The sequence below is a fragment of the Staphylococcus arlettae genome, from assembly GCF_002902345.1.
Classification (GTDB): Bacteria; Bacillota; Bacilli; order Staphylococcales; family Staphylococcaceae; genus Staphylococcus; species Staphylococcus arlettae.
The window spans coordinates 83,226-101,412 of the sequence record NZ_PPQB01000010.1; the positions used below are offsets into that span (position 1 = coordinate 83,226).

Here is an 18,187-nt window from a genome sequence, read left to right on the forward strand (position 1 = left end):
AGTTAATTGTGTTCATGTGTAAACACAAGATTCACATTTAAATATTTCATACCCCATACTAACAAAATTATTTATTTTTTTGGTAGTTGTTATAGAGTTGTAACATAGATGAAAGAGTATTATGTGAAGGGTATAGCTTGCTGAAAGCGAATTTAAAGGGAATTAAAAGTGATATACATATAAAGATTTATAAAAACTGTAATATTTAGTAATATTAGATAGAAACTTGATTCAACAAAAATTAGAAAATTTATTATGAGAACAGTAGTATTTATGTTAGATTATATTAATATAATAATTAGATGGAGGTATATTGCTATGGCTGAAGCAGCAACAAAATCAACACCGCATAAGTCACAACAATCAAAGAAAACACAAGCGACAGCATACGGTAAAGTATGGTTGTTCTTTATGTATTATTGGTTGCTATTTGGTGTAGGATGTTATTTTGGTCAATTTTTACCAATGTCTTGGCGTAAACCGTTATCTATCGTCTTGCTAGTATTAGTATTATTCACTTTAGTGTCAGGGAGAGCGCGGAAGTCTGGTTTAATCATCTCTCATATATACACTTTAGCTATAGGACTACTATCATACGCTACATTCACAATTTATTTACAAAACTTAGGAGCAGAAGTGTTTTACAAGAACGTTATTTTAGCCATTGCTGCTTTTATCGTTTTTGGACTTATTGGCTTCTTTATGATTAAAGATGCGTCTAGCATGGGCAAATACTTATTTGTTACGCTGATTGCACTTGTAGTGGCTAGTCTTATTGGGATGTTTATTCAAAACCCAATCTTTCATACAATTATTACTATAGTAGGGCTATTATTATTTTTACTTTATACATTGTACGATTTTAATAGGATGAAAAGAGGACGATTTTCACCAAGAGAAATGGGCTTCAAATTGTTCCTTAATCTGTTGCATATTATCAAATATGTTTTACGCCTTGCTAACAAAGCTAGAAAATAGAGTAGACGTTGTAATTGCCAGTACTGGTAGTTACAACGTTTTTTAATAGAATAATATAATTAAACGGGCAACTGTCAATTTTTTAAGTCGGATACGTATGTCCAACTATATAAAATTAATAATTTGCGCTATAATATTAACTGGTTATTAAGTGATATGAGAAAGTGAGATGAAATTATGGGTCGTAAATGGAATAATATTAAAGAAAAGAAAGCCCAAAAAGATAAAAATACTAGTCGAATATATGCAAAATTCGGTAAAGAAATTTATGTAGCAGCGAAGTCGGGTGAACCAGATCCAGAATCTAACCAAAATTTACGTTTAACGTTAGAACGTGCTAAGACTTACTCTGTACCTAACCACATTATTGAAAAAGCCATAGAAAAAGCTAAAGGTGCTGGAGAAGAAAACTATGATCATTTGAGATATGAAGGCTTCGGACCTAATGGTTCGATGCTAATTGTCGATGCATTAACAAATAATGTTAATCGTACTGCATCAGATGTACGTGCTGCCTTCGGTAAAAACGGTGGTAACATGGGTGTTTCAGGTTCAGTAGCTTATATGTTCGAACACACAGCTGTTTTTGGATTTGAAGGACATACAGCTGATGACATTTTAGAAGGTTTGATGGAACAAGATATTGACGTACGTGATGTACAAGAAGAAGGCGACATGGTTATCGTCTATGCAGAACCAGATCAATTTGCACAAGTGCAAGATGCATTAAAGGCTTTAGGTGTAACAACTTTTACTATTGCTGAGTTTGAAATGTTACCACAAAGTGATATTGCGTTATCTTCAGATGATCAAGTTGAGTTTGAAAAATTAGTAGAAGCACTTGAAGATTTAGAAGATGTTCAGAATGTGTTTCACAATGTGGATTTGTAATAAATGAACAATATTATTAAACAATGGATTGAACAATTACAGTTGCAACCACATCCTGAAGGTGGATTTTATAAGGAAATTATTACAGGTCAGCAAGAGTCAGCAGATTCACGAAATGCTTACTCCAGTATCTATTTCTTATTAACACATGACAATATTTCACATTTTCATCGTATTGATGCTGACGAAATATGGTATCACCATGCTGGACAAACATTGTTAATTCATATGATTTATCCTAGTGGTACATACGAGTGCATACGATTAGGCAAAGATGTTGCAAAGGGAGAAGTATTACAATATGTAGTACCCAAAGGGACAATATTTGCTTCATCGTTAGCAGAAGATACAGGTTATGCATTAGTAGGTTGTATGTGTCAGCCAGGATTTGATTTTAATCATTTCGAGTTGTTTTCAACACAACAATTAAATCAATTATATCCGCACTTACAACAAATAAATGAACGTTATGCTTTATCAGTAAACGACAAAAACTAATTACTAGTGCCAACATAAGGTGAAAAGTTTGATAATATGATATACCTATCACTTTTATAATTGAAGAGTAGAAAATCAGCTACAGTAGACATATCACTATGTCATTGTAGCTGATTTTTTACGTAGCTATATTAATGTGGAAAATGAAGCGGTTGTTTATGTTGCGAACTAAAAATACACCCCGCTAGCAATATGTACATTATTAAAGTGCATACTGCTAAATGGAGTGTATTAGTAATTAATTTATGTTTTATTTATTATTTTGCAGTGTCGAAAACTTCATTTGCAACTTCAACGACAAATGCCAGTTTTTGCCATTGTTCTTCTTCAGTTAATTTGTTGCCTTCTTCTGTTGATGCAAAACCACATTGAGGACTCAAACAAATTTGGTCTTCATTAATATATTGCTTTGCTTCTTCAATACGTTGTTTAATAGTAGCTTTATCTTCAAGTTCACCAGTTTTAGAAGTGAAAATACCAAGTACTGCTGAACTATTTTCTGGGAAATAACGTAAAGGCTCGAAATCACCTGAACGATGATCGTCATATTCTAAGAAAAAGCCGCCTAGGTTTTCTTTGAATAAATAAGGAGCGATTGGTTCATAGCCACCAGAAATTGCCCATGTTGATTGATAATTACCACGGCAAATGTGCGTTGTAATTAGTAAATCATCTGGTAAGCCTTGTATAGCTTCATTCACAACAACATATGCTAATTGACGAGCACGTTCTTTTTCCTCTTCGGAACGATCACGACCACGTGTTTTTTGCGTTCCGGAAGTTAAGTTAGCCCAATACACATCATCCAATTGGATGTAGCGTGCTCCTAAGTCATAAAAATGTTGTAACGTGTCATGATATGCTTTGGATACATCTTTTGCAAAATCATTAATATCTGGATAAAGTGTTTCGTTTAAAATATTAGGATGGAACAATTGGTTTGGACTTGGAATTGACACTTTAGCAATTGCTCTATCGTCTACTTTATCGACTAAGAATTTGAAATGATCAAAATGTGGGTGGTTAGGATTAAATGCTACCTTATCACTTATCCGTACATTGTGACTACGTGTTTCAACGCCTTCAAAAGTTAAGCCATGCTCTGGCGTATAGCCTTCAACACCTTCTAAATTTTCTAAGAAGTCAAAATGCCACCAACTTCTGCGGAATTCTCCATCTGTAATACTATGTAAGCCTAATTCAAGTTGCTTTTCGATAATACGTTCAATCTCTGTATCTTCTACTTTTTTAAGTTCATCTGCATCAATTTCATTTTGTTCAAAAGCAGCTCTGGCTTCTTTTAGCTTTTGAGGGCGTAATAAACTCCCTACATGATCTGCTCTAAATGGTCTTGTTAATTTTGCCATTTTGCTACCTCCGTTATGTTTAGAATTTTCAGAAAATATATCTAAATATAACAAATTTAGTCGGAATTGTCAAAAAAGGCTTAAAAGTAAAAAATATAGTACAATGGGAATAAATTAAACTGGAATTATTACAAATTGGATAGATGACATTAAGCCACCATTTTTATATAATAAAAAGCAAGGAGTTGGTGACAGTGAAAGTAAAATATATCGATAAACGTCACTGGCGTCGAATCGTAGAAAGAGAATATGCTGAAGTAAAAGTAAACAATAACAAATTTAAAGGCATAATTGGCTTAGTTACTATGAAAAAAGTAAAAGAGCCATTAGAAGTTACGGTAGTTGGCAAAAATATAATAGTTGCAGACGATAATTACCAATGGCTACAAATATTACCTGAAAAGAAACGCTATAGTATTACGGTTATGATAGATGATAAAGGTAATCCATTGGAATATTATTTTGACGTCAATATTAAAAACATTACACAAAAAGGTAATGCACGCACGCTAGATTTGTGTTTGGATGTTCTAGTATTGCCAAATGGTGAATATGAATTGGTAGATGAAGATGATTTAAAGCGTGCATTAGATCAAAAGCAGATTTCTCGTAAACAATATCATGAGGCATATGTTATTGCACATCAACTTATGTTGAAAATTGATGCAGATTTTCCCAAAATGCAGGAAAAAATTATGTATTGTTACCACAAAATCAAAAATAAGCCTAAATATAATAAAGGGCATAAGCAAGGGAAGCATCATGTTAAACAGCAACATACTAAGCAAAAAGTGCAGCGTGTATCACAGCAAAAGTCTGAATCTAATCACGACTTAAAAAAATGATTCAATAATATCCAGTTCGAATATAATAAATTGCGTGTAAACTAATGCATGATAAGTAGTAATGGCGTACAATTACACCTGTAGTTAAAAGTAATTGCATATATCAATAGGGGGATAAAATGAAGATCGAAGATTATCGCTTAATAACAACGTTAGACGAAACCAAAACGTTACGCAAAGCTGCAGAAATGTTATACATTTCACAACCAGCAGTGACACAACGACTAAAAGCGATAGAAAATGCTTTTGGTGTAGATATTTTTATACGGACAAAAAAGCAACTTATTACGACAACTGAAGGATCAATGATTATCGAACATGCCAAAGACATGTTAAATAGGGAACGATTGTTTTTAGATAAAATGCAAGCGCACATTGGCGAAGTAAACGGTACAATTTCAATCGGATGTTCTTCACTCATTGGTCAAACATTATTACCGGAAGTGTTGAATTTATATACTAGACAATTTCCTAATGTTGAAATACAAGTTCAAGTAGGATCAAGTGAACAAATTAAAGCAAATCATAGAGACTATCATGTCATGATTATTCGTGGCAATAAAATTATGAATTTAAGCAATACTCATTTATTCAACGATGAACATTATTTTATTCAGCCTCAAAATCGACGTGAGGAATCTAGTAAATTACCTTTTATCGAATTTCAAGCAGACCCAATTTATATTAATCAAATTAAAGAATGGTACAGTAATCAACTCGGTGAAGATTATCATGCAATGATTACCGTCGATCAAGTAGCGACGTGTAAAGAAATGTTGATGAACGGTGTTGGTGTAACTATTTTACCTGAGATAATGATGAGACACATTGATCGAGATCAGTTTGACTTTACACGAGTGAATATTGAAGACCAACCTTTAATTAGGTCTACTTATTTGAGTTACGATTCAAGTATGGTACAACTACCTCAAGTAGAGTCATTTATACAATTAGTGATGGAATATGTAAAATAGATTTTAAATAGGATAGAGGGATTTTCATGTTTGCAGAATTGTTGCATATTAAAAATTATAAATTATTTGTCACTAATATGATGCTACTTGGTATGGGTATATCTATCACAGTACCGTTTTTAGTGCTATTTGCTACAAATGAATTAGGAATGTCAACTGTGCAATTTGGCCTTTTGTTAGCACTAGCAGCTATTAGTCAATTTACAGTTAATACAATTGTGGCGAGGTTTTCAGACACACGTAATATAAATAGAAAATTTCTAATTATCACCGCCTTATTCATGGGTGCTATTAGTTTTTCTATTTATTTTTTTGTTAAGGAAATATGGATCTTTATGGCTATGTATGCCATATTCCAAGGTTTATTTGCTCCGGCAATGCCTCAAATGTATGCTTCAGCTAGAGAATCAATCAATGCTTCCACGTCACGTGATAGAGCTAAATTTGCCAATGCAGTGTTAAGGTCGATGTTTTCTTTTGGTTTTTTATTCGGCCCATTAATAGGTACAGGATTGTTAGCGCTAAACGGATATGCTGGGTTATTTGGAGGAACGATAGCAGTTATTTTATTTACTCTAACGTTACAGCTCGTATTCTTCAAAGATATTAAGACTGCTCCTAAAGCGTCAGATGTTACCCATGTCGAAAAATCGGCACCTAATATGTTAAAAGATTTAACGTTATTTATTCCGTTTATTGCATTTATTTTATTACATATCGGGCAATGGATGTACACATTGAATATGCCTCTATTTGTTACTAATTACTTACAAGAAGATGAAAAATATGTGGGCTATTTAGCGAGTTTGTGTGCTGGCTTAGAGGTTCCATTTATGGTTATATTAGGAATGCTTTCTGCTAAAATGCAAACACGCACGTTACTGATTTTAGGTGGACTATTTGGTGGCCTGTTTTACTTTAGTATTGGCGTTTTTGATAATGTTATTATGATGCTTATAGGACAAGTATTTTTGGCTATCTTCCTAGCTATTTTACTCGGTTTAGGTATTAGCTATTTCCAAGATATTTTACCTGACTATCCAGGATATGCATCGACATTGTTTGCTAACGCTATGGTTATTGGACAACTTTGTGGTAACTTACTTGGAGGCTGGATGAGTAATGTTGTAGGATTAGGGAATGTGTTTTTTGTATCGGCAATAGCGATTTTTCTCGGTATGTTGCTGATTGCAATAACGAAAGAACATAAATATACGGACGAAGTACTGGAGTAGATAACATGACTTTAATTTTATGGTTACTAATAATTGCGTCATTTGTATTAGCATTTATAGGATTGATTAAACCAATTATCCCATCGGTACTTGTATTGTGGGTAGGATTTTTAATTTATCAGTTTGGATTTCATAATGGCAATTTATCATGGGTATTTTATGTCTCAATGGTATTGCTAACTATATTTATTTTATTAGCAGATTTTATAATGAATCAATATTTTGTGAATAAGTTTGGTGGATCCAAATTAAGTGAGTATGCAGCATTTATTGGTGTGATTATTGGTTGTTTTGTCTTTCCACCATTTGGTATTTTAATTATTCCTTTTTTAGCAGTTCTTATTGTAGAACTTATTCAAGAACCTAACTTTAAAAAAGCGCTACGTGCAAGCTATGGTTCTATCGTGGCATTTTTAGCGAGCTCACTTGCTCAAGCGTTAATTATGTTATTGATGGTTATTTGGTTCTTTGTAGATGCTTTACTAATCAATTAAAGTAGATAAGCGCATAAAGAATTTCAAGCAAACAGTTTACTGTTGCATGTAGAGAATTAGCACATAAGTGAACAAATTAGATTACCCTTTTAGGGTGAATCTAATTTGTTCTTTTTTTTATTATTATGTAAACGCTAACGACTAACAGGGCGTTACAATTATGATATTTTTGCAATGAAAAGAATATGAAAAGATGTGAGCACGCCTCTTGTATGACTTTCGTTGATTTAGTATAATCGCACTCATGTGTAAAAAAAGAAATTGGAGGGATTATAGATGAAATATCCTGTAGCGATATGGATGCTGGCGATAGGTGCTTTCGCAATTGGCATGACCGAATTTGTTATTATGGGTTTGTTACCAAATATAGCTAGAGATTTTGATGTAACAGTGAGCCAAGCGGGACAACTTATTACAGGTTATGCATTAGGCGTAGCAATTGGTGGCCCAATTCTTGTGATGTTAACTATAAAATGGAACAGAAAATATTTATTACTTGTGCTGATGGGCATTTTTATTTTAGGTAATATTGCAGCCTCATTGAGTCCGACTTATGGATTTATGATGACAAGTCGTATTATTACTTCATTAGCGCACGGTTCATTTTTTGGTATTGGCTCAATATTAGCAGCTAGTATGGTAAAACCAGCATATAAAGCTAGTGCTATGGCGTTAATGTTTATGGGACTAAGCCTTAGTAATATTTTAGGAGTACCATTTGGTACATTAATTGGTCAAAACTTTGGATGGCCGATGACGTTTATTATCATATCCATAATTGGTGCAATGGCGTTGATCGGTATTATTTTCTTTGTGCCAATGACTAAAAAACAAGAGGCAACTTCTGTTAAAACAGAATTGAAAATCTTAAAAGAAAAACGTCTGTGGTTAACGTTAGCAGTAACGTTATTTGGTTTCAGTAGTGTTTTTGCATACTTTACTTACATTTCCTCGGTTCTTATCGAAGTGTCTCATATTCAAGAAAATTTAATTTCATATTTATTAATCATTTTTGGTGTGGGCGTTACGTTAGGTAATATTGTAGGTGGTAAACTTGCTGATTGGAATTTAAATAAAGCATTAAAAATTATTTTTATTATGTTTATTTTATACTTCATTTTATTATACTTCATTCAAATGAATGGAATTTTAATGGTTGCAGGTGTGTTCTTCTTTGGATTAATAGGATTTAGTATGAGTCCTTCATTACAATACAAGAGTACATTAATTTCACAAGAAGCACCGACCTTGGCAAGTACATTAAACCAATCCGCATTTAATTTAGGAAATGCTTTAGGCGCATTTCTTGGTGGTGTGGTAGTAACGAATCTACCAATAGCATCATTGAGTTTAATAGCACCAATATTAACATTGATTGGTCTAATTTTCTTAGTTATTAGTATTCGTGTAGAGAAAAAAGAGGGGACACTTGTTTAATTGAAAACAGCCTGAGTTAAGAAAGTTATAGTCTTTTTAACGACTATGCTAATACTTAACTCAGGCTATTTTTATAGGGAAGTATTTGAGTCTTTGTTCACTCGTCGATAATCGAAATAGGCAGCTATTGGTGTGATAACGAGTGAAATAATAATAAATGTCCAATTACTAATTAATAAATATGGGCCAAATGTCATATAAGATTGTGGCAGAAAAAATACATAAAAAATTGCACAGATTAATACAATAATACCACTGTAGTTTGCTAACCAAATCCAATTTGATTTGGTAAAACATTGGATTTGTACAGTTTTAAAAACCATCCATATAAATAAAAAGATAATAATAAAACCAATAATTAATGTAATTGGAAATGAATACAAATAAAATTTTTTAGCGCCGATAAAAAACCCAATAAACCCTTTTAAAAAGCAAAACAAACCAAAAAATAAGAAGAAATGTTCAACGATATATTTGAAAATATTTTTAACTGTTTCATTTGGCAGCTTTTTTAGCTCTTTTTTAGCATGTGCTTTCGGGTCGTGATCAAAGAAATCCAATGCATGTTCACCGTTATCTTCAGCCTTCAGCAACTCTTTTAAAATGCGATTAAGCATTTTTTCAGAATCATGAGGATTAACGCTCAAATCAGCTCGAACAAAAGTGGTATAATTGTCGAAAATATCTCTGTCAGTATTATTTAAACGCAGTGCCTTAACATTATTTTCACGCATCAATTTTTCAGTAGATTTCATTTGATTTTAACTATCCTTTTTATAAAATATTATAGTAAACACATTATGACTAATATTGAACAATAAATCAATATGAAGCGTAAAGAAAGGAATGACATGAAACAACTTACTACTAAAGATAAAAGTTTGATTAATCAAATGGCCAAAATTCAAGAAAGTGAACTTGCACAAGCTGCGAAACAACCAAGTCCATCAGCTTTTAAAATTGCACTCCGAGAAGAAATGATTATACATAGATTAAAATATTCTCGAGATATGATTTTATGTATAGCACATGAAGAACAAATGGCTGCATTTATATGGGGGCATTTTGATGAAGCAACAACGAGCGTGACGATAGAAATGATATACGTTGTCGAAACATATAGACACCAAGGCATTGCCACTAAATTAAAACAACAAATTGAACAATGGGCCATCTCAATGGGGGCACTTAGCATTCAAGGAACAGTAGATATAACAAATGAAGCGATGCAAAAGCTTAACGAATATTTGGGATATCATACACAAAAAGTTATCATGACCAAATCTTTACAATCCAAACATGAAGACAAGAAAGAATAATGATAAAATAACCTTAAGACAATAAGAACGAAGGAGCAATATGATGAAAAAATGGTTAGCGCTAATACTTGCTGCTACAATTACTTTATCAGCATGTGGCAAAAGTGACGAAAAAGTATCTTTAGAAAAAGATATTGATAAACTTGAAAAAGAACAAAAAAAGCTTAAAAAACAAAAAGAAGAAGTAACTAAAGAGCGTGATAAATTGAAAAAAGAAGCTGCTGATATTGAAAAAGAAATAGATGCAAAAGCTGACAGTGATAGTGAAGATTAAACGGCTAACACAGAAATCATGAAGATATTGCATCCTAAGTGAGCGAACGTAAATATCATTTTTGTATGATACATATGCGTAATTAATAGAAAAGTTATTTAATAATGATAACAAATTGTGTTACAATATTTTCATATTATGAATACACCACGTTTAATGAAGATAATAAAGGGTATTCAAGAGCATATATTAAAATATTTATGACACAAGACAGTTAATAATAACGATTATTTGGAAATTTATACTCTAAATTTTTCAAATCTATTAATAATGAATCAAATATAATGAAAACACAATTGAAATGCTATAGAAAGAAGGGAAAATCATGCATGAACAAGATTTTGATTTGTTAGAAGGTCGTGCGATTACTTTACCTGAATTGGGTAGAGAATTAGAAAATATTACTGGACGACAAATTAAAGATTCGACTGGAGAAATTAAACGTGTAATCGCGCATTTACCTAATTTTGAGTCAGATACGGATACTTTTGTAGCGACTTATCAGTTAAATCACCAAAATGATTTTATTGATGCTACGTTTACAGCACCAAAATCAGATAGAAATCGTTTGAAAGAGATTGCAGTTAATGTAGAATTAATTAGCTATATTACAAAAGCTTAAAATAAATGAGGACAATTTCACAACATTAGTAGCGCGATATGAATAAATCATAACGCGTTACTTTTATATAAACAGGAATAATTTAGACAAGTTTCGAGGTGTGAATGATGACAGTTTATATTGAGACAGAACGATTAATTTTAAGAGACTGGCGTGAGGCAGATGTTTTACCATTTCAACAAATGAATGCCAATCAACAAGTTAGAAGATTTTTCCCTAGCCTATTGAGTTATCGACGTTCAGAACTAGATCTAAAGAAAATGGATGATATCATTAAAGAAACTGGTGTAGGGTTGTTTGCGGTTGAGTTAAAAGAAACAAATGGATGGCTAGGATTTATAGGATTAAACTATGTTCCTAAAAATAGTAAATACAAGTTTACTGAGCTACCATTTTATGAAATAGGATGGCGATTAATTCCGGAAGTTTGGGATAATGGTATTGCGACAGAGGGTGCACAAGCAGTATTAAGTTATGCCAAGGAGCGAGGATTTGAGCATATATATGCGTTGGCAGCTGAGCAAAACGAGGCTTCTATTCGAGTGATGAAAAAAATTGGTATGGAGCAATTCGATTTCTTTGAGTATCCCGACTTAAGTAATTATCATCCGTTAAAGAGACATGTGAGATATCATATTCAACTTAAAGATATAACTAAATAAAACAAGGTACATGCACACATAGCGCGCGCTTGTACCTTGTTTTGTGCGCATTGATTAATCATACGTACGTACACCAAGAGCTTGATATTGATTGAGACATGTTAATAATTCTTCTTTTGTAGCACAAAGTGGTGCCAATGATTGATATTTTTGATCGATAAAACCTTCATCAATCATGTGTTGAATTAACTGTTGTAATGGATTGAAAAAACCATTGATGTTAAAAATTGCTATTGGTTTTTGATGGATGCCTATTTGAGACCAACTATATGTTTCAAAGAACTCTTCCAATGAACCAGCACCACCTGGAGCCATAATAAAAGCATCGGCTAACTCTGACATTTTAGCCTTACGTTCATGTAAAGAATCTACTAAAATGAGTTGGCTTACTTTTTGACTAGTAATTTCTTTCTCATCTAACGATTTAGGCATAACACCAATGGCTTTACCGCCTTGATCTAAAACACCTTGTTCAATAGCACCCATAATACCTACTGAACCAGCACCAAAAATTAGTTCGTAACCTTGTTTAGCCATATATTTTCCTAGGGCATAGGCTTCTTTAACATAAATATCGTCATTACCTTTACTGGCCCCACAATATACTGCTATTCTTTTCATGCATTTACCTCCTGCTAATCAAATTGAGTTAACACAGCTTGGAAGGCTGCATTAAAATCAGCTTTATCTTGCGCTGTAAACTTAGATGGCCCTTTAGTTCTACCACCACTGCGGCGATATTGAGCATGTGCATGACGCGTAGCTAATAATCTATCGATGTTGTCATAAGTAAATTGTTTTCCACTATGATGTAAGACGACGGCGACTTTATCGAGCAATAAACTAGCAAGACCATAATCTTGAGTTATAACAATAGCATCCGAGTTAGCTAACTGCACAATTTTATAATCCACTGCTTCAGGTCCATCATCAACATAAACTATTTTTACATGTTGTGGCTGGATAACTGTAGAATAATGACTAAAGCTGCGGACAATTGTAACAAAAATGCCTGTCCCCTTAGTCAATTCAATTACTGAATCGGTAACAGGACAAGCATCTCCGTCGATAATGATTTGTATCATGCGTTATTGTTTCTCGCTATCGTTGCGTTGTTTAATAACGCTTTTAGCATCGTAATTTTTATACTTTTCGAACTCTGCTAAACGATCTTTTTTGTTGTTATCCAGCGCTTTTGCTTCGGCTTTATGACGTTTATCGATATTCTTTTGCAAACGTTTATCCAATTTTGAAATATCTTTGCTGTTGTCTTTTGCTAGTTTTTCACCTTTTTTCTCTGTTTTATCATCAAGTTTTCCAGGTGTTAACCCAACTTTTTCCATATGCTTATTGGATTTTTTCATATTTTTAATACGTTCTTTCTTATTATCTTCACGTGCTTTGGCTTCTTCTTTATGACGTTTGTCTATTTGTTTTTGTAAGATCTTATCTAGCTTTTCTGCTTCTTTATAATCTGATTTAACAGCTTTAGCTTCTTGTTTTTGGATATAAGCAGGATCATGTTCTTTTGCGATTTGTCTTAACTGACGCTTTTCATCCATATTATGTTTTTTGGTAACCACGTAGTCTTTAGCGTTACCAGATTTATCAACAACAACATCTTTAAATTGAATTGATTTTGTTGCGACATTTTTTGAAGCTTTAGCTGTTGCTTCAGAAGCCTTTTTCACATCTGGATGTGATTTAATACGCTTACGCTCTAAAATTAGCGGAACTATTATAATTGGTACTACATTGATTAGTGTTTTCACTAATTGCTTTTTGTCCATACACGTTGCCTCCATATAAATATACTAAGTTATTATTACCCTATGATACCGTAAATTAAACGACATTTGTATTGAAAGCTATCTAAAATATAAATAGAAGAAATTTAAGGTTAACTGTAAGAGGGACAGGACGAGAGTGTTGTGTAATGCATGTATATAGGAGAGGGGACATAACGTAAAATAAGGTGGTCTATTGCCAATATGAAAAGAGGCTGGGACAATATTGATTGTCCCAGCCTCTGTCACACAATTTTTAATTAAAGGTATAATTTTGTAAAATAGTTATGCACCAGTAATGTTATGACCAATACCAAAACCAAAATACAAGATAGCAATAATAATTACTAAGATGATTCTATAAATTGCAAAAGGTAATAACTTAACTTTACTAATTAAGTGTAGGAATAATTTGATTGAAATTAAACCAAAAATAAATGCTGCTAAAAATCCTAAAATATAGAATGGAATTTGATTTGCATGAATAAATTCTATATTTTTAACTAGCGATAGACCACTAGCACCAAGCATGACAGGTACAGCCATCATAAATGTAAAGTCTGAAGCTGCTTTATGGTTCATTTTCATTAGTACACCTGTAGAAATTGTAGAACCAGATCTACTAAATCCTGGCCACATAGCAATAGCTTGGGACAAACCAATAATAAATGCTTGAACATAAGTGATTTGATCTACTGTTTTCGGATTTTTGACTTTTTTACTATACATGTCTGCTACAATCATATAAATTGCACCAACGAAAAGGCCAATCATAACTGTAGGTACGCTAAATAAGTATTTTTCAATGACATCATCAAATAGAAGACCTAAGATACCAGCAGGTATCATACCTACGACAATATGAATTAAATTTAGTCGTTTAGGCTTTTGGTCAACGCCGTCCAATGGTTCGGCTTTGTATTTACCAATATGTAACATTTCAAAATAGCGCTCACGGAAAACCCAAGCCGCGGCAAAAACGGAACCAAGTTGAATGACCACTTTGAAGGTGAAAGCAGATTCAGAACCTAAAAATTCTGTGGATTTCAACCACATATCGTCAATTAAAATCATGTGACCTGTAGAAGATACAGGCGCAAACTCTGTTAAACCTTCAACAATACCTAGAATGATACCTTTAATCAATTCAAGTATTACCATAATTTACCTACTTTCATCGTACTTATTAAATTTTATATACATTTTCCTTTTTCATAATAGCATAATGAATTTTAAAAATGTATTAGAATTATGCAATTTGGGACCAAAGTATGAGCAGTATACTATACCATGTATCAAAGTTCCGTGATAGATAAACTAAGTACAGCTCAACTTTGTATTGACGTTGTTATCATAACATGTGCTTTGTATTGTGACAAAAATATGTATAGCAGTTACTTTTTTTGTGTAAATATAAAACGAATTAATTTAAAAATCGCTAAAACCATTTATAATATATTAAAGGTGATATTTGTGAAAAGATTAACAAAATTAGCGTTAGAATATAAAATTTTTCCGATTTTGATGTTTTTAGTCAGTATTTTACTCGCATTGACTGTAGTATTTCAAAATATAACGATAGGCGTAATTTTGGATAAAGTGCTGATTCAACAACAGTTTCAATTGACATCATTATTGATAATTATCTTTTTTGTATTAATTGCTCGAGCAGTGTTTAATATGTTGAATTTAGCAATTGGAGATACGATGGCTAATCGAATTAAAAATAGTTTAAGGCAACAAGTTATTGAAAAAGCGTCTAAATCGCCTATAGGCAAGCAAATAAATGTGGTTACGGAAGGCATTGATGGCATAGCTCCATTTTTTAGTAATTTCTTTCCGCAAGTATTTAAATCAATGATGATTCCAGTTTTTATTATTGGTGCTATGTTTTTTATACATCTTAACACAGCACTTATAATGTTAGTGACTGCACCTTTTATCCCGTTGTTTTATATCATTTTTGGGTTGGAAACACGTGATGAATCTAAAGATAAAATGACTTACTTAAATCAATTTAGCCAACAGTTTCTAAACAAAGTTAAAGGGCTAATTACATTAAAACTCTTTAATCAAACAGCTAGAACTGAGCAAGAATTGTATGAAGAAAGTACACATTTTAGAACTTTGACAATGCGTATTTTAAAAAGTGCATTCTTATCAGGCCTTATGCTGGAGTTTATTACGATGCTAGGCATAGGTTTAGTAGCTTTAGAAGCAGGATTAGGACTTATATTATTTAATAATATCGATTTTAAAACTGCAGCAATAGCTATTATTTTAGCTCCAGAATTTTACAATGCAATTAAGGATTTAGGACAATCGTTCCACAGCGGAAAACAAAGTGAGGGCTCAAGTGATGTAGTATTCGATTTTTTAGAAGAGCCGACGATAAATCCAGTTGCAAGACCACAACAACATGACATGTCAACATCATCGATTGTTAAACTGCATGATGTAAGTTTTAAGTATGAAGGTGCGCAATCGTATGCATTACAGCATATTAATTTGGAAATAACGAAAGGTGAAAAAATCGCGTTAGTTGGTCCTAGTGGCGCTGGAAAATCAACACTTGCGCAGATTATTACTCAGCAATTACCAGTTACTAATGGTGAGCTAACTGTGGCTTCTAGACAATTGCGTTTCGGCATATTGAGCCAAACACCTTATATTTTTAATACTTCAATTAAAAATAATATAACAATGTTTAATGATGAAATCACTGAGGCACAGGTTTATAAAATGTTGAATTTAGTAGGCTTGAAAGAGAAAGTTGCTGCTTTTAAACATGGTATTGATACACATATCGGTGAAGGTGGAGAAATGCTCTCAGGTGGAGAAATGAGACGTATTGAACTATCACGAGTTTTATTGTTACAGCCTGATATTGTCTTGTTTGATGAACCAACAACAGGGTTGGACTTACAGACTGAAACAATTATACAGGATGTCATTCATCGACAATTTCAAGCAGCAACGATAATTTATATTGCTCACCGTGATAGCACAATTCAATATGCAGACAGACGTGTTTATATTGAAAATGGTAGTGTGAAATTTATAGATCAGGTCATGTCAGTAGAAAATAAAAAGGGTGGTGAACCAGAGTGAAGCCACGAATTCATTTTAAAGCAGATAAAGATTTAATAAGTGCAATAGCAGTAGGCGTGTTAGGTAGTGTCGTTGCATTAGCTATGTTCTTTTTAAGTGGATACATGGTGACACAAAGTGCTTTAGGAGCACCATTATTTGCATTAATGATATTGATTGTATCAGTGAAATTATTTGGTTTTCTAAGAGCGATTTTTAGGTATGCTGAGAGACTGTTGTCACATCGTACAACATTTACCATGTTACGAGATGTGCGCGTGCAGTTTTTTAAAGGTTTAATTCCTGTGATACCAGATGTTTATAGAAGATTTAAATCGACTGAACTTTTATCTAATATGGTGAGTAGAATTGAAGCCCTACAAAATATTTATCTACGTGTATATTATCCTCCTGTAGTGATTGGGATAACGACGATTATATCTATAATTGTTATGTTTGCATTTTCATATACACATGCATTGATTATTTTTGTGAGTATGTTTATTACGTTAGGCATCGTGCCATGGTTAAGTGCTAAACGCGCAACCAAGATTAAAGCGTATAAAAATAAAAAGCAAAATGAATTTTTAAATCACTTTTATGACTATAAGGCAGGATATGCTGAATTACAACGTTTTGAACAACAGCATAATTATAAAATGATGTTAGATAACTCGCTAACAGCATATAGTAAGGCGCAATTGAAAGAACAACGTTTTTTAACACTATACGACTTTATCTTAAATATTATTTCAATGCTTGCATTATTTTTCACATTGTATCTTGGAGTGGTGCAAGTACAAGAGCAACAATTTGATGTCGTTTATTTAACAAGTATTGTGTTAATGATGCTAACGTTGTTTGAACAAGCAGTACCTATGAGCAATGTAGCATATTATAAAGCAGATACCGATGATGCACTGTCGAAAGTCAATGAAGTAATGGCGCATCCAATAACACAAGGTACAGAACGTTTTTCATATGATGCTTCTCACCCTATAAAACTATCTGTACAAAATGTAGATTTTAAATATTGGAATCAATCCGTACCTGTATTACGTAATATTAATTTAGAAGTGGCTGAAGGTGAACATGTAGCACTCATTGGTCCTTCTGGTTCGGGGAAAAGTACAATATTACAATTGATGTTAGGCTTATATCAAGCCGAAGCAGGAGAAATTAAACTTAATAATCAACAGTTGCATAACATCACAAATGAGGACAAATATAAGCTGCTCAACGGTATGTTACAAACGCAACAAGTGTTTGATGGTACATTAAAAGAAAATCTCTTTACGTCTCAACCTGATAGTGTAATAAAAGAAACATTAGTAAAACTTGGCTTGGATCATTTTGCATTAAATACACCACTAACTTTAGTTGGTGATACTGTTTCAGGAGGAGAATTACAACGTATCGGCATCGCTAGATTATTATTAAACAACAAACCAATCTGGATATTAGATGAGCCAACAACAGCTTTAGACATTTATCATACAGAACGTGTAATGGATTTAATTCATAAATATGCGCAAACTCTAGTAATAGCAACTCATGATTTAAGACTGTTACCACAGTTTGATAAAATTGTAGTCGTAGTTGATGGAAAGATTATAGAAGCAGGCTCTTACGAAGATTTACTAGGACAACGCGGTTATTTGTATCAAATAATGACCTTAAATAAGTCAGTATAAATATATAGAGAGATCAAACA

At 32.8% G+C, this 18,187-nt stretch carries 20 protein-coding genes; 14 read left to right on the plus strand and 6 right to left on the minus strand.

What is annotated here, in order from left to right:
- Nucleotides 1-318: 318 nt before the first annotated feature.
- The 3 genes from CD036_RS04100 (at nt 319) to CD036_RS04110 (ending at nt 2,367) form a co-directional block, all read left to right on the plus strand.
- Nucleotides 319-978 carry a Bax inhibitor-1/YccA family protein gene (locus CD036_RS04100; protein ID WP_002508948.1) on the plus strand — a complete coding sequence of 220 codons (660 nt, stop codon included), beginning with the start codon at nt 319-321 and terminating at the stop codon, nt 976-978.
- A gap of 177 nt (nt 979-1,155) precedes the next feature.
- Nucleotides 1,156-1,869 (plus strand): YebC/PmpR family DNA-binding transcriptional regulator, encoded by a 714-nt coding sequence (locus tag CD036_RS04105; protein WP_002508947.1) that lies wholly within the window; start codon nt 1,156-1,158, stop codon nt 1,867-1,869.
- A gap of 3 nt (nt 1,870-1,872) precedes the next feature.
- Nucleotides 1,873-2,367, plus strand: a complete 495-nt coding sequence (locus tag CD036_RS04110; protein WP_103388046.1) for a cupin domain-containing protein — start codon at nt 1,873-1,875, stop codon at nt 2,365-2,367.
- Nucleotides 2,368-2,624: 257 nt separating this feature from the next.
- On the opposite strand, the gene CD036_RS04115 is transcribed toward CD036_RS04110, so the two are convergent.
- Nucleotides 2,625-3,734: a 5-methyltetrahydropteroyltriglutamate--homocysteine S-methyltransferase gene (locus CD036_RS04115; RefSeq protein ID WP_103388047.1), complete on the minus strand. Its 1,110-nt coding sequence runs from the start codon at nt 3,732-3,734 to the stop codon at nt 2,625-2,627.
- Between the two features lie 194 nt (nt 3,735-3,928).
- Between CD036_RS04115 and CD036_RS04120 the strand changes: the two genes are divergently transcribed.
- The 5 genes from CD036_RS04120 to CD036_RS04140 all read left to right on the plus strand — a co-directional run bounded on the left by CD036_RS04120 (nt 3,929) and on the right by CD036_RS04140 (nt 8,719).
- Nucleotides 3,929-4,579: a ribonuclease FAU-1 family protein gene (locus CD036_RS04120; protein WP_021459167.1), complete on the plus strand. Its 651-nt coding sequence runs from the start codon at nt 3,929-3,931 to the stop codon at nt 4,577-4,579.
- Nucleotides 4,580-4,698: 119 nt separating this feature from the next.
- A complete protein-coding gene (locus CD036_RS04125; RefSeq protein ID WP_002508942.1) occupies nt 4,699-5,553 on the plus strand; it encodes a LysR family transcriptional regulator in 855 nt (284 codons plus the stop codon).
- A gap of 26 nt (nt 5,554-5,579) precedes the next feature.
- Complete coding sequence (locus tag CD036_RS04130; RefSeq protein ID WP_002508941.1) at nt 5,580-6,788, plus strand: sugar efflux transporter; 1,209 nt, start codon at nt 5,580-5,582, stop codon at nt 6,786-6,788.
- 5 nt (nt 6,789-6,793) lie between these two features.
- A complete protein-coding gene (locus CD036_RS04135) occupies nt 6,794-7,282 on the plus strand; it encodes a DUF456 domain-containing protein (RefSeq protein WP_002508940.1) in 489 nt (162 codons plus the stop codon).
- A 276-nt stretch (nt 7,283-7,558) separates the two neighbouring features.
- Entirely contained in the window at nt 7,559-8,719 is a 1,161-nt protein-coding gene (locus CD036_RS04140) for an MFS transporter (protein ID WP_021459166.1), read from the plus strand.
- A 71-nt stretch (nt 8,720-8,790) separates the two neighbouring features.
- Here the strand turns inward: CD036_RS04140 and CD036_RS04145 are convergent, their stop codons facing one another.
- Nucleotides 8,791-9,474 carry a DUF1129 family protein gene (locus CD036_RS04145; protein ID WP_002508939.1) on the minus strand — a complete coding sequence of 228 codons (684 nt, stop codon included), beginning with the start codon at nt 9,472-9,474 and terminating at the stop codon, nt 8,791-8,793.
- 96 nt (nt 9,475-9,570) lie between these two features.
- Here CD036_RS04145 and CD036_RS04150 point away from each other — a divergent pair, with 96 nt between their 5' ends.
- The 4 genes from CD036_RS04150 to CD036_RS04165 all read left to right on the plus strand — a co-directional run bounded on the left by CD036_RS04150 (nt 9,571) and on the right by CD036_RS04165 (nt 11,596).
- On the plus strand, nt 9,571-10,038 hold the full coding sequence (locus tag CD036_RS04150; protein ID WP_157951327.1) for a GNAT family N-acetyltransferase: 468 nt from the start codon (nt 9,571-9,573) through the stop codon (nt 10,036-10,038).
- Between the two features lie 40 nt (nt 10,039-10,078).
- Nucleotides 10,079-10,312 (plus strand): SA0632 family lipoprotein, encoded by a 234-nt coding sequence (locus CD036_RS04155; protein WP_225975808.1) that lies wholly within the window; start codon nt 10,079-10,081, stop codon nt 10,310-10,312.
- A 325-nt stretch (nt 10,313-10,637) separates the two neighbouring features.
- A complete protein-coding gene (locus CD036_RS04160) occupies nt 10,638-10,934 on the plus strand; it encodes a hypothetical protein (RefSeq protein ID WP_002508936.1) in 297 nt (98 codons plus the stop codon).
- 107 nt (nt 10,935-11,041) lie between these two features.
- Entirely contained in the window at nt 11,042-11,596 is a 555-nt protein-coding gene (locus CD036_RS04165; RefSeq protein WP_002508935.1) for a GNAT family N-acetyltransferase, read from the plus strand.
- A gap of 54 nt (nt 11,597-11,650) precedes the next feature.
- On the opposite strand, the gene CD036_RS04170 is transcribed toward CD036_RS04165, so the two are convergent.
- The 4 genes from CD036_RS04170 to CD036_RS04185 form a co-directional block, all read right to left on the minus strand.
- Nucleotides 11,651-12,217 carry an LOG family protein gene (locus CD036_RS04170; protein ID WP_002508934.1) on the minus strand — a complete coding sequence of 189 codons (567 nt, stop codon included), beginning with the start codon at nt 12,215-12,217 and terminating at the stop codon, nt 11,651-11,653.
- A 14-nt stretch (nt 12,218-12,231) separates the two neighbouring features.
- Complete coding sequence (locus CD036_RS04175; protein WP_002508933.1) at nt 12,232-12,681, minus strand: YaiI/YqxD family protein; 450 nt, start codon at nt 12,679-12,681, stop codon at nt 12,232-12,234.
- A gap of 3 nt (nt 12,682-12,684) precedes the next feature.
- Complete coding sequence (locus CD036_RS04180; protein ID WP_002508932.1) at nt 12,685-13,386, minus strand: hypothetical protein; 702 nt, start codon at nt 13,384-13,386, stop codon at nt 12,685-12,687.
- Between the two features lie 282 nt (nt 13,387-13,668).
- On the minus strand, nt 13,669-14,544 hold the full coding sequence (locus tag CD036_RS04185) for an undecaprenyl-diphosphate phosphatase (RefSeq protein WP_002508931.1): 876 nt from the start codon (nt 14,542-14,544) through the stop codon (nt 13,669-13,671).
- Nucleotides 14,545-14,856: 312 nt separating this feature from the next.
- Between CD036_RS04185 and CD036_RS04190 the strand changes: the two genes are divergently transcribed.
- Together CD036_RS04190 and CD036_RS04195 are read left to right on the plus strand one after the other, a co-directional pair.
- On the plus strand, nt 14,857-16,494 hold the full coding sequence (locus CD036_RS04190) for an ABC transporter ATP-binding protein/permease (protein WP_103388049.1): 1,638 nt from the start codon (nt 14,857-14,859) through the stop codon (nt 16,492-16,494).
- Nucleotides 16,491-18,167: an amino acid ABC transporter ATP-binding/permease protein gene (locus CD036_RS04195; protein WP_103388050.1), complete on the plus strand. Its 1,677-nt coding sequence runs from the start codon at nt 16,491-16,493 to the stop codon at nt 18,165-18,167. The genes CD036_RS04190 and CD036_RS04195 overlap by 4 nt, the downstream gene beginning before the upstream one ends.
- The last annotated feature ends 20 nt before the right edge of the window (nt 18,168-18,187 follow it).